This window comes from Streptomyces fagopyri, from assembly GCF_009498275.1.
GTDB lineage: Bacteria > Actinomycetota > Actinomycetes > Streptomycetales > Streptomycetaceae > Streptomyces > Streptomyces fagopyri.
Genome location: NZ_CP045643.1, coordinates 3,000,547 through 3,013,408 on the forward strand (window position 1 = coordinate 3,000,547; position 12,862 = coordinate 3,013,408).

Sequence of the window (12,862 nt, forward strand, 5' to 3'; positions counted from 1 at the left end):
TGTTTCGCCGCAGTGACGAAGGCGTCTCGTGTGTTACGCGTGCATGAACTGCCCGATACCGGGCGCAGCGATCGTTATTGTTGCGCAACCTTCCCCGGATACGAAGAAACCGGCCACGGTCGGTCGTCCGATGACCTGGCATGGGGGAGCCGAGTCGGGCAGTTCGGGACGGCCGGCCGTGGCCGGGGTACTGGGGTCGGACCGCATGCGCGGCCTGGGGTCAGACCGCTTCGGCGGTCTCCGGCAGGTCCACGGCGAGCTGCTCGGCGAGGTCCACGACCTCCGCGAGTTCACCGAAGTCGCGGACGGCCGTGTCGACCGTCTTTCGGATACGAGTGTTCACGCGCTCCGAGCGCACTTTCCTGGCGACCGCCATCGCGTCCTTGGCCAATACCGCACTCTGCTCGGGCTCGCGCCGCAGCAGGTGCACGGTGGCCATGCCGATGAGGTTGAGTGCGTACGAACGCTGGTGTTCGGTGTCCTTGGCGAAGAGGTCGACGGCCTTCTGCATCAGGGGCTCGGAGAGCGAGGCGTAGGTGGGACTGCGGCCCGCGACATAGGCGAGGTCGCGGAAGGAGTGCGAGTTCTCGCCGTGCAGCTCGGCCTGGGAGAAGAAGCGGATCCAGTCGGGATCGGGGTCGTCCCAGTCGTGGACGTCCTCGAAGCTGTCCTCGGCCATCCGGACGGCCCGCTTGCACTTTCCCGGCTGTCCCATGTTGGCGTAGGCGCGGGCCTCCATCGCATACAGCATGGACTGGGTGCGCGGGCTCGCGCAGTCCCGGCTCCCGTACTGCGCGAGGTGGATCAGCTCCAGCGCGTCGTCGGGCCGCCCGAGGTGGATCATCTGGCGGCTCATGCTGGAGAGGATGTACGAGCCCAGCGGCTTGTCGCCGGCCTCCTTGGAGGCGTGCAGGGCGAGCACGAAGTACTTCTGCGCGGTGGGCTGGAGACCCACGTCGTAGCTCATCCAGCCCGCCAGCTCGGCCAGTTCGGCGGCGACCTTGAACAGACGCCGGCTGGTCGCCGCGGGCTGGGGCTCCTGGAGCAGGTCGGTCACCTCGTGCAGCTGCCCGACGACCGCCTTGCGCCGCAGGCCGCCACCACACTGGGCGTCCCACTGGCGGAACATCACGGTGGTGGACTCCAGGAGATCCAGCTCCGGCGCGGAGAGCCGGCCGGCACGGCGGGCGGCGGCCGGGTGCTCGGGCTCCTCCGGGGGCGGCGTCGGGGTGGGCACCAGCCAGCGCTGCATCGGTTCGATCAGGGACGGTCCGGCGGACAGGGCCAGCGAGCTGCCGAGGAAGCCGCGCCGCGCGAGCATCAGGTCGCTGCGCGAGTACTCGCTGATCAGGGCCACGGTCTGGGGGCCGGTCCAGGGCAGGTCGACACCCGACACGGAAGGTGACTGGTGGGCGGCGCGCAGGCCGAGGTCCTCGACGGCGACGACACAGCCGAACCGTTCGGAGAACAGCTCGGACAGGATCCGCGGGATCGGCTCGCGCGGGTTCTCGCCGTCCAGCCAGCGGCGCACCCGTGAGGTGTCCGTGGAGATGTGACTGGCCCCCAGTTGACGGGCCCTGCGGTTCACTTGGCGCGCCAGCTCGCCCTTCGACCAGCCACTGCGCACGAACCACGAGCCCAAGAGCTCATTCGGGCGCTTGTCAGCGTTCACACCGCTTCCGCCGTTGCCGCCCACTGGAACGCCCCCATCCCTGAGACCACTTGTACGCTGCGTGCGCCAAGCCCTATCAGAATGCCGGTAAATACGGCCGCTCGTCCGGTGGTTCTCACCCTTCGAACGGGAAGCCGAGTTGCCTCCGGCATACCCACGAGTGCATTCGTCCCCAGGACTCGTGTACTCAAAGTAATCCTACGATCACCCGTCCAGCCATGGCGATCCGTGAAACGCCACCTTTCGCCACCCCTTCGAATGAACTCCAGATCGCCAGTACGCGATTCACTTGACATAGGACAGCCAGAAGTGGGCGTAGCGATGCGTGCGGGGGCGCGCACGGCGAAACGCACCCCATCGGAGCGCGCCCGCGCCCCCCGCGCACCGGCGGAGCCGCACGGCGTCCAGGGTAGGGGCACGGACGCAGACAGAGACGCACGAACAGACACGAACACGGGCATGGGCGCGGACCCAGGCGCGGGCACGGTGAGTAACGGTTCGCATCCGGGTCGTAACCGAGGGTGCGTCGGACCCGTTGGAGGGGGCATGGGCTTCACGATCGGCAGCACCCGGGGAATTCGCGAGATCCGGCCCGGCTCCCGGCGCCGCGGCCGCTCGTCGGAGTGCACAGCGGTGGCCGAGTTCACCGGACTGTGGGGATGGGACGTGGTTCCCGGCGCCCGGGCCGCCGCGGGGGCGTGCTCGTGCGGCAGGGCCGGCTGCTCCGCGCCGGGGGCGCATCCGCTGGACTTCGCGCCGGTGATCCCGGCGGGCGCGACGCTCGGCGAGGTGTCCGAGGCCTGGTCCGAGTTCCCGGGTGCCGCGGTGATGCTGCCGGTCGGCCGGGCCTTCGACGTGATCGAGGTCGCCGAGCCCGCCGGCCGTCGGGCGCTGGTCCGGCTGGAGCGGATGGGACTGCCCACCGGTCCGGTGACCGCCACCCCGGACGGCCGCGCCCACTTCTTCGTCGCCCCCGGCGCGGCGGCCGAACTTCCCGAGCTGCTCTACCGGATGGGCTGGGACGACGCGTCCCTCGACCTGCACGGCCTGGGCCCCGGCGCGTTCGTCTCCGCGCCGCCCTCCGATCGCGCCGGTCTCGGCCCGGTCCGCTGGCTGCGCTCCCCCGCGCTGGACTCCGCGACCAGGCCGCCGCAGGCGCGGCTGCTGCTGGGGACGCTGGCCTACGTGGCGCACCGGTCGCGCGCGTAGCGTCGAACGACGGCCGACACGGCCCGGTACGACGAGGCGCCCGTTCCCGTCGCACCGGGGGAACGGGCGCCTCCCTCGCGCCTAAGCCGGGATCACTCACCGATGAGCGCGTCCACGAACGCCCCGGGCTCGAACGGGGCCAGGTCGTCCGCTCCCTCGCCCAGACCCACCAGCTTGACCGGCACGCCCAGCTCGCGCTGGACCGCGATCACGATGCCGCCCTTGGCGGTGCCGTCCAGCTTGGTCAGCACGATGCCGGTGATGTCGACGACCTCGGCGAACACCCGCGCCTGGATGAGACCGTTCTGGCCGGTGGTGGCGTCGAGGACCAGCAGCACCTCGTCGAGCGGCGCGTGCTTCTCGACGACGCGCTTGACCTTGCCGAGCTCGTCCATGAGGCCGGTCTTGGTGTGCAGGCGCCCGGCGGTGTCGATGAGGACGACGTCCGCGCCCTCCTCGATGCCCTCCTTGACCGCGTCGAAGGCGATCGAGGCGGGGTCGCCGCCCTCGGGGCCGCGCACGGTGCGGGCGCCGACGCGCTCGCCCCAGGTCTGCAGCTGGTCGGCGGCGGCGGCGCGGAAGGTGTCGGCGGCGCCGAGCACCACGTTCTTGCCGTCGGCGACGAGCACGCGGGCGAGCTTGCCGGTGGTGGTGGTCTTCCCGGTGCCGTTGACCCCGACGACCATCACGATGCCCGGGGTGTCGAGGTTCGAGTCGGTCCTGACCGTCCGGTCGAACTCGGGGACGAGGATCGCCAGGAGCTCCTCGCGCAGCAGCGAGCGCAGTTCGTCGGGCGTGCGGGTGCCGAGCACCTTCACGCGCTCACGCAGCCGTTCGACCAGGTCCTGGGTGGGCTGCACGCCGACGTCCGCGGTCAGGAGGGTGTCCTCGATCTCCTCCCAGGTGTCCTCGTCGAGGTGCTCGCGCGAGAGGAGCGTGAGCAGCCCCTTGCCGAGCGCGTTCTGCGAGCGGGAGAGCCGGCCGCGCAGCCGCACCAGGCGTCCGGCGGTGGGCTCCGGGACCTCGATCGCGGGCGCCTCGACGACGGGCGGGGGTTCCTCGACGGCGACGCCGGACGGCGACGAGCCGTCCGGAAGGTCCACCTCCTCTATCGTCCGGCGCGTTTCGTCGCGCGGGGTCTCGGCCTCGTCGCCGAGGTGCGGCTCGGCCGGAGGGGCGGTGATGTCGGGCGTGGTGGGGGGCGCCGGGGGCAGCGGCTTCTTGCGGCGACTGCCGATGACGAGCCCGCCGAGTGCGCCGATCACGACCACGGCGATGACTACAGCAAGGATGACGGTTTCCATAACGCCCCCAGTATCAGTCATCGCTCCCCGGGGAGGGAGATTCCCTTGCCGGGGAGCGAATCCGTGACCTCGTACGGGAACCGGAAGAGGCCCGAGCACAGTAAAGGCGACAAACCGACATAATCTATGATCATTGCCCATGAGTACCACCGAGCCCTCCGATGGCGCCGTCGAAACGCGCGGCATCGAGCCCGTGCCGAACTCCCAGCGGCACGCGAGGACCCGCGATCTCCTCCCCACCTGGATGGCGGCCAACATCACGGTCCTGCTGCTGACCATGGGCGCCACGCTGGCCGTCTCCTACGGACTGGATCTCTGGCAGACCCTGGTGGTCGCCACCGTGGCCCCGGCCGTGTCGTTCGGCCTGGTCGGGCTGATCGGCATCGCGGGCAAGCGGGGCGGGGCGCCCGGCATGGCCCTGTCGCGCGCCGTCTTCGGCCAGCGCGGGAACCTCCTGCCCGGTGCGCTGATCTGGGTCGCGCGCTGGGGCTGGGAGACGATCAACGCGGTGACCGGCGCCTACGCACTGCTGACCGTCCTGGACATCGTCTTCGGCGTCAGGAGCAACACGTTCCTGGTCCTCGTGACGCTGCTGCTCTTCGTGGTGGCGACGTTCGCGATCTCCGGCCTCGGCATCGACGCCGTGCACCGGTGCAACAGGTGGGCGGTCCGCCTCTTCGCCGCCTTCTCCCTGCTCGTCCTCGGCCGTCTGGTCGCCCGTACGGACTGGGACGAGGTCCTGCGGCGGCCGGCCGGCCCGACGCACCTGATGATCGTGGGGATCGGTCTGATCGCGGCGGGCGGGATCAGCTGGGTCCCCTCGGCTCCGGACTTCACGCGCTATCTTCCGCGCGGGACCTCCTCCGCGGCGATCGTGCGCGACACGCTCGGCGGCGCCGTCGTCGTGGTGCTCCCGCTGACCCTGATGGGCGCGGTCATGGCGGTCACCACACCGGACCTGGCCTCGGCCGCCGACCCGGTCTCGTTCCTCGGCGCGGCCCTGCCGCTGTGGCTGGCGGTGCCCTACCTGCTCATCGCCCTGGTCGGCATGCTGCTGATCAACGCCATGTCGATGTACTCGGCCGGGTTCACCGCGCAGACCCTCGGCATCAGGCTGCCGCGCCCGTGGGCGGTCTCGGTCAACGCCGTCATCTCGCTGCTCCTCGGTGGCGTCCTGATGCTGGTCGCGCCCTCCTTCATCGGCTCGTTCCTGGCGTTCCTGACCCTGCTCGCGGTCACGTTCTCGGCCTGGGCCGGCGTCTTCGGCGCGGACATGCTGCGCCGGCCGGCCTACGACGCCGTGGCCCTGCTCGACACCACGCGCACCAGCGCCTACTGGTACCGGGGCGGCTTCAGCCCGGCCGCGGTCGCGGCGTGGGCGATCGGCCTCGGGTGCGGGCTGCTGTTCACCACGTCCGACTGGTTCACGGGTCCGCTGGCGACGGGCAATCCGGTCGGCGCGTACGGCCTCGGCTGGGCGGCGACGATGGTGACCTCCTTCCTCCTGTACGCCGTCCTGCCCAAACCCCCGGTGGGCCCCGGGGCGGAACCCGCCGAGGAGCGCGCGACTATGGCTGTCTGACGATCCGTCAGCTACCGTCCCCCTCCACACACGAAGGGGGGCTCCCCATGCCCGTGACGGTCGTGCGCTTCAACCTCGTCGACCCGGACGCGACCCCCGCGTCGCTGAGCGCCCGCTACCGGGCCGCGGTCGAGATGTCCGCCTACGCCGACGACCACGGCGTCACCACCGTGCAGACCGAGGAACATCACGGCGTCGCCGACAACTGGCTGCCCTCGCCGTTCACCTTCGCGGGTGCCGTCTTCGGCGCGACCCGGCACCTCGCGGTCACCGTCTCGGCGATCATCGGGCCGCTGTACGACCCGCTGCGGCTCGCCGAGGACGTCGCCGTCCTCGATCTGCTGAGCGGCGGCCGTCTGGTGACGGTGGCGGGCATCGGCTACCGGCCTGAGGAGTACGCCCAGTTCGACGTCGACTGGAAGCGGCGCGGCCGGCTCCAGGACGAGGTGCTGGAGACGGTGCTGAAGGCGTGGACCGGCGAGGAGTTCACCTACCGGGGCCGTACCGTACGGGTCACCCCGCGCCCGTTCTCCGATCCGCATCCGCTGCTGCTGGTGGGCGGATCCTCCCGGGCCGCCGCCCGCCGCGCCGCCCGGCTCGGGCTGCCGTTCTTCCCCAGCGCGCACCTTCCCGGCCTGGAGGCCTACTACAAGGAGCGGCTGATCGAGTACGGCACCGAGGGCTGGACCATGATGCCCGCGGCCGAGACCCCACTGCTGCACATCGCGGAGGATCCGGACCGGGCATGGGCCGCGTACGGCCGGCACTTCCTGCACGAGGCACGCACCTACGCCTCCTGGCAGTCCGGGGACATCCGGTCGGCGGTGCGGTCGGCGGCCACCACGGTCGAGGAGCTGCGCGCCGAGGGCGTGTACCGCGTCCTGACGCCCGAGGCGTGTGCGGCCCAGGGGCTCGACCACCACGTGCTCCATCCGCTGTCCGGCGGAATGCCCGTCGAGGAGGGCTGGCGCAGCCTGCGCCTGTTCTGCGAAGACGTACTGCCCCGGCTCAGGGACCTGGAGGGCTGAGCCGGGGCAGTACGTCTCTCACGCGTACGAGGAGAGGGGCAGCGGGGACTTGGCCCTTCTCCTCGCGTTCGGGGGGCCTAGCCCATCTCCTCCAGGGCCTTGCCCTTGGTCTCCTTGACGTACTTGAGCACGAAGGGGATGGAGAGCGCGGCGAAGACCGTGTAGATCACGTAGGTCGCGGAGAGGTTCCAGTCGGCCAGCGACGGGAAGCTCGCGGTGATGGCCCAGTTGGCGATCCACTGCGCGGAGGCGGCCACACCGAGGGCGGCGGCGCGGATCCGGTTCGGGAACATCTCGCCGAGGAAGACCCAGACCACGACACCCCAGGAGAGGGCGAAGAAGAGGACGAAGACGTGCGCGGCGATCAGGGCGACCCAGCCCTGGGTGGCCGGCAGCTTGCCGTCCACCAGGTCGTAGGAGAAGGCCCAGGCCTCCAGGCCGAGACCGATCACCATGCCCACGGAGCCGATCAGCGCGAGCGGCTTGCGGCCGACCCGGTCGACGAAGATCATCGCGATCACGGTGCCGATGATGTTGATGATCGACGTGGTGAACGAGTAGAAGAACGACTGCGAGGGGTCGACGCCGACGGACTGCCACAGCGTCGAGGAGTAGTAGAACGCGACGTTGATGCCGACGAACTGCTGGAAGACCGAGAGACCGATGCCGACCCAGACGATCGGCTTGAAGAAGAAGCCGCCGCCGAGCAGGTCCTTGAAGCTCGACTTGTGCTCGCTCTTCATGGCGTGCTCGATCTCGGTGACGCGGGCGTTCAGGTCGGCCCTGTCGCCCTCGACCTCCTTGAGGACCTCACGGGCGCGGTCGTGCCTGCCCACGGAGATCAGGAAGCGCGGCGACTCGGGGATCGCGAAGGAGAGCAGACCGTAGAGGACGGCCGGGACGACCATGACGCCGAGCATGACCTGCCAGGCCTCGAGCCCCATGACCTTGCCGCGCTGGTCGCCGCCCGCGGCGTTCAGGATGCCCCAGTTGACGAGCTGCGAGATGGCGATGCCGATGACGATCGCGGCCTGCTGGAAGGAGCCCAGCCGGCCGCGGTAGGCGGCCGGGGAGACCTCGGCGATGTAGGCGGGGCCGATGACGGAGGCCATGCCGATGGCGAATCCGCCGATGATGCGCCACAGGGCGAGGTCCCACAGCGCGAACGGGAGCGCGGAACCGACGGCGCTGACCGTGAAGAGGACGGCGGAGATCTGCATGCAGCGGATACGGCCGATGCGGTCGGCTGTCCGGCCCGCGGTCGCCGCGCCGATGGCGCAGCCGATCAGTGCGATGGCGATGACCTGCGCCAGGGCCGCGGAACCGATGTCGTAGCGGCCGCGGATCGCTTCGACGGCGCCGTTGATCACGGCGCTGTCGTAGCCGAACAGGAAGCCGCCCATCGCGGCCGCGGCCGCGATGAAGATGACGTGCCCGAGATGTTCGGGGTGAGCCGTCCCGGCTCCTGATTTGGGTGCCTGCGCAGTGCTGGTCACGTGTAACTCCTCGGGCCACCGGCCTCGCTGCCGGGGGTGTGGGGGGCAAGCCCCCTTCAAGGGTGGTTCCAGTGGCGCATGGGTTCACGCCACCCACCACCCGAAGGCAAAAGCAACGTCGCAGAGACTATGCCTTCAAGTATCGAAGCCGATAATCGGACTGCTGTGACTTTTCCCCACTCCGGTGCGGCCATCGTGTTCAAGTTTTGAAGGCTTGGGGCTGACGTGGTTCGGATACCCCGAGAAACCGGGGGCACTCCGCCCGCCCCCGTGAAGCCTCCGGCCGCCTGAGCCGCCGAAGCCGCCGACCTAGCGGAGCCGCTGGCTGATGACCTTCGACACACCGTCGCCCTGCATGGACACGCCGTACAGCGCGTCGGCGACCTCCATCGTGCGCTTCTGATGCGTGATCACGATCAGCTGCGAGGCCTCCTGGAGCTCCTGCATGATCCGGATCAGCCGCTGCAGATTCGTGTCGTCGAGCGCCGCCTCGACCTCGTCCATGACATAGAACGGGCTGGGCCGGGCCTTGAAGATCGACACCAGCAGCGCGACGGCCGTGAGCGACCTCTCCCCACCGGAGAGCAGGGACAGCCGCTTCACCTTCTTGCCCGGGGGCCTCGCCTCGACGTCCACACCCGTGGTGAGCATGTTGTCGGGATCGGTCAGGATCAGCCGCCCGTCACCCCCCGGGAACAGCCGGCTGAAGACACCTTCGAACTCCCGCGCGGTGTCCCGGTACGCCTCGGTGAAAACCTGTTCGACCCGTTCGTCGACCTCCTTCACCACCTGGAGGAGATCGGCACGCGTCTTCTTCAGGTCCTCCAGCTGTTCGCTGAGGAACTTGTGACGCTCCTCCAGCGCGGCGAACTCCTCCAGGGCGAGCGGGTTGACCTTCCCCAGCTGCTGGTAGGCCCGCTCGGCCGACTTGAGCCGTCGCTCCTGCTCCGCGCGGTGGAACTGCCGGGGCTGGTTGCGCGGGTGCTCCGGATCCTCCGGCAGCTCCTCGCCCTCGGCGGGCAACGAGGGCGGTACGAGCTGGTCCGGACCGTACTCCGTGACCAGCGCCGCCGGTTCGACGCCGAGCTCCTCCAGCGCCTTCGCCTCCAGCTGCTCCATGCGCATCCGCTTCTCGGCGCCGAGCACCTCACCGCGGTGAACCGAGTCCGTGAGCTTGTCCAGCTCCGCCTTGAGGTCGCGCCCCTCGCCCCGGACGGCCCCGAGCGCCTGCTCCTTGTACGTCCTGGCGTTCTCGGCGGCGCCCCGCTCCTCCTCGGCCCGGCCGAGCGACACCTCGACGTGCGCGAGCAGCTGCCGGGCACCGGAGGCGACGGCCTCCGCGACCGCCGCTTCGTGCCGCAGCCGGGCCCGCCGCTGCTCCGCACGCGCGCGTGCCTCACGTTCCGCACGCGCGGCCCGGTCGAGCCCGTCGGCCCGCCCGGCGAGCCCCTTCACCCGCTCCTCGTGCGTCCGTACCTGGAGCCGGGCCTCCATCTCGGTCTGCCGCGCGTTGGCCCCGTCCGCGGCGAGCCGGTCCCGTACCGCGGCGTCGGGCTCCTCCTCCACGGGCATCTCCTCGGCGACCGCCAGCCGCTCGGCCAGCACCTCCGCCTCCTCGACGGCCCGGTCCAGCGCCTCCTGCGCCCGCGCGGCGGCGGCCGCGCTCCGCTCGGCCTCCCCGGCGGCACCGCGCGCCTGCCCGGCCAGCCGCCCCAACTGCTGGGCCACGGACGACTTCTCCCGCTCGGCGGCGCGCCGCCGCTCCCCCAGTTCCTCGACGGACGCGGCCCGCTCCTCGCGCCGCTCGGCGGCCCGGTGCTGCGCCTCGCCGAGGTCCTCGCAGCGCACGGCGAGCTCGTCGAGCTCGGCCGCGGCCTCGTCGACGGACGCCTGCACCTCCAGCAGGCTGGGCGCCCCGGCGGAGCCGCCGTGCGCGAAGTGCGCCCCGAGCAGGTCCCCCTCGGCGGTGACCGCGGTCAGCTCCGGCCGCGCGTGGACCAGGTCCTCGGCGTCCTCCAGGGTGCCGACCACGACGATCCCGCGCAGCAGCCGCCGTACGGCCGGCATCAGCTCCGCGGGGCCCCGGACGAGGTCCGCGGCGCGGGGAGGACCGGTGGGGTGCGCCGGCCGGGTCCCGTCGGCCTCGTTGTCGCTGCCGTGACTGCCGTGACTGCCATGGCTGCCGTCGCCGTCGTGGCCGTCTTCGTGGTGCCGGCCGGGCTGACGGACGCCGAGGCCGCTGTCGGTCCGGTCCCGGCGGGCCGGTTCAACGGCGTACGCGTCCCGGCGCCCGGTCGCGTCCGTGGCGGCACCGTCCCCGATCCGTGGCGCCGGCGGCTCCTCCGGTGCCCCCGCCAGCAACAGCGCCGCCCGCCCGGCCTCCTGTTTGCGCAACAGCCGGATGGCCTCGGCCGCCGAGGCGGGTGTGGTGACCGCGATGGCGTCCGCCGCCGTACCGAAGGCGGCGGCGAGGGCCACCTCGTACCCGGGGGTGACGGACAGCAGCTCGGCGGCGGGGCCGAGGAGCCCCGTGAGCCGGTCCTTCGCTCCCAGCAACGCGCCCGTTCCGTCCTTGCGGCGCAGACCGAGCGCCAGTGCCTCGTGGCGGGCCTGCGTCGCGGCGCGCCTGCGTTCGGCCGCCGTGGTCGCCTCGCGGGCCTCGGTGAAGGCGGACTCGGCGTCGGCGAGGGCCGCTCTGGCCTCGTCGTGGCGCTCCGTCAGCTCGGCGTCGCCGGCGTCGAGGCCGTCGACCTCGGCCTTCAACTGCTCGTACTCCTCCTGCGCCGTGACCGCCCGCTCCTGGGCCTCGTCTCGGGCGGCGGCGAGCCGGTCGATCTCGGACTGGGCGGAGGCGGCCCGTGAACGCGCGGCGTTGACCTGTCCGCCCAGCCGCGCCAGTCCCTCACGGCGGTCGGCGATGGCCCGGGCCACGTCCTTGAGCCGGCGTTCCTCGACGGCGAGTTCGCGCTCCAGCTCGGCCCGGTGCGCGACCGTGTCCTCCAGGGCGTGCTCGGCCGCCTCCAGGGCCGCTTCGAGCTCGGCCTCCTGCTCACGGACGCGCGCGGCCTCGCGCTCCATGTCCTCGGGGTCGCGGCCGCGCCGCTCCTCCGGGGGCGCGGAGGTGGCGCTCTTCACCCGCGCGTCGGCCAGCGAGATCGTGCCGCGCACCCGCTCGGCGAGCTGCGACAGCTCGTACCAGGTCTGCTGGGCGCGCTGGAGGCGGGGCGTGAGGCGGCGCACCTCGTCCTCCAGGAGCGCCTCGCGCTGGAGCGCCTTCTTCAGCTCGGCCTCGGCCGAGTCCTTGCGTTCCTTGAGGGCCGCCTCGTCCGCGATCTCCGTCTGGAGCGCCTGCCTGAGGCGTACGAGGTCGTCGGCGAGGAGGCGGAGCCGGGCGTCGCGCAGGTCGGCCTGGATGACGGCGGCGCGGCGGGCGACGGCGGCCTGCCGGCCGAGCGGCTTGAGCTGACGCCGGAGTTCGTCGGTCAGGTCCTGGACCCGGGCGAGGTTCGCCCGCATGGCGTCCAGTTTCCGCAGCGCCTTCTCCTTGCGCTTGCGGTGCTTGAGGACGCCGGCCGCCTCCTCGATGAACGCGCGGCGGCCCATGGGATCGGCGTGCAGGACGGAGTCGAGCTGCCCCTGTCCGACGATCACGTGCATCTCGCGGCCGATGCCGGAGTCGGACAGGAGTTCCTGGATGTCGAGGAGCCGGCAGGTGTCGCCGTTGATCTGGTACTCGCTGCCGCCGTTGCGGAACATGATCCGCGTGATGGTGACCTCGGCGTACTCGATGGGCAGTGCCCCGTCGGAGTTGTCGATGGTCAGGGACACCTCGGCACGGCCCAGCGGCGGGCGGCCGGTGGTGCCGGCGAAGATGACGTCCTCCATCTTCCCGCCGCGCAGCGACTTCGCCCCCTGTTCACCCATCACCCAGCTCAGGGCGTCCACGACGTTGGACTTGCCCGAGCCGTTGGGGCCCACGACGCAGGTGATGCCCGGCTCGAAGCGCAGCGTGGTCGCCGAGGCGAACGATTTGAACCCGCGCAGGGTCAGGGCCTTGAGGTGCACGCCGCCGGACTCTACCTTTCGGGCCGGTCTCACTCCATGAACCCGCGGTTTCACCCATGAACGTGCAGGGCACACCAGACGTACAAGAGCTTGAGGCGCAGACGGGGGAAAGAAGAAGGGACGCCGAAGAGGCGTCCCTTGCAAATCTGACAACTTAGCGGTTGATAGGGGCTGCCCAACCACTGCTGTCGTGGTGCGGTGCAGTGATCAGGTGAGCGCAGGCTCCGCCTGGGGTACGTCGATGCTCTCGAGAAGCGAATCGTGAGAAGCGGCAGCCGCGAGCGCGTCGTTCTCGGCCTGAATCCGTCCGAGCTCGGATTCGAGGTCCTGGACGCGCTGCTGGAGCCGTCGCATCTCGGCAATGAGTCGCGGGTCGGAACCGCCGACGTAACCGAGAAGCGCCTTTGCCATGATGGATGGTCCTCCACACTGAGTGACCGACCGAAGCGGTGTGGGTCGTGAGGGAATCGCACCCGCGATGCTTGACACTTGCTAAATTCTTGCTG

At 71.1% G+C, this 12,862-nt stretch carries 8 protein-coding genes; 3 read left to right on the forward strand and 5 right to left on the reverse strand.

Annotated elements, in window-relative coordinates:
- Positions 1-220 precede the first annotated feature (220 nt).
- Complete coding sequence (nsdA, locus tag GFH48_RS12745; RefSeq protein ID WP_153288383.1) at positions 221-1,696, reverse strand: transcriptional repressor NsdA; 1,476 nt, start codon at positions 1,694-1,696, stop codon at positions 221-223.
- A gap of 522 nt (positions 1,697-2,218) precedes the next feature.
- Here nsdA and GFH48_RS12750 point away from each other — a divergent pair.
- The gene (locus GFH48_RS12750; RefSeq protein ID WP_153288384.1) at positions 2,219-2,881 is read left to right on the forward strand and encodes a bifunctional DNA primase/polymerase; all 663 of its coding nucleotides are present in this window, start codon (positions 2,219-2,221) and stop codon (positions 2,879-2,881) included.
- A gap of 92 nt (positions 2,882-2,973) precedes the next feature.
- Here the strand turns inward: GFH48_RS12750 and ftsY are convergent, their stop codons facing one another.
- The gene (gene ftsY, locus GFH48_RS12755) at positions 2,974-4,185 is read right to left on the reverse strand and encodes a signal recognition particle-docking protein FtsY (RefSeq protein WP_153288385.1); all 1,212 of its coding nucleotides are present in this window, start codon (positions 4,183-4,185) and stop codon (positions 2,974-2,976) included.
- Between the two features lie 139 nt (positions 4,186-4,324).
- On the opposite strand from ftsY, the gene GFH48_RS12760 reads away from it, so the two are divergent.
- Both GFH48_RS12760 and GFH48_RS12765 read left to right on the forward strand, forming a co-directional pair.
- Positions 4,325-5,767, forward strand: a complete 1,443-nt coding sequence (locus tag GFH48_RS12760; RefSeq protein ID WP_153288386.1) for a purine-cytosine permease family protein — start codon at positions 4,325-4,327, stop codon at positions 5,765-5,767.
- Between the two features lie 47 nt (positions 5,768-5,814).
- Complete coding sequence (locus GFH48_RS12765) at positions 5,815-6,795, forward strand: LLM class flavin-dependent oxidoreductase (protein ID WP_153288387.1); 981 nt, start codon at positions 5,815-5,817, stop codon at positions 6,793-6,795.
- 77 nt (positions 6,796-6,872) lie between these two features.
- On the opposite strand, the gene GFH48_RS12770 is transcribed toward GFH48_RS12765, so the two are convergent.
- The 3 genes from GFH48_RS12770 to GFH48_RS12780 form a co-directional block, all read right to left on the reverse strand.
- Positions 6,873-8,291 carry a sugar porter family MFS transporter gene (locus tag GFH48_RS12770; protein ID WP_153288388.1) on the reverse strand — a complete coding sequence of 473 codons (1,419 nt, stop codon included), beginning with the start codon at positions 8,289-8,291 and terminating at the stop codon, positions 6,873-6,875.
- A gap of 309 nt (positions 8,292-8,600) precedes the next feature.
- Positions 8,601-12,356, reverse strand: coding sequence for an AAA family ATPase (locus GFH48_RS12775; protein WP_153288389.1), 3,756 nt, complete (start codon positions 12,354-12,356; stop codon positions 8,601-8,603).
- A 207-nt stretch (positions 12,357-12,563) separates the two neighbouring features.
- Positions 12,564-12,767 carry a hypothetical protein gene (locus GFH48_RS12780; protein ID WP_107021972.1) on the reverse strand — a complete coding sequence of 68 codons (204 nt, stop codon included), beginning with the start codon at positions 12,765-12,767 and terminating at the stop codon, positions 12,564-12,566.
- Positions 12,768-12,862 lie beyond the last annotated feature (95 nt).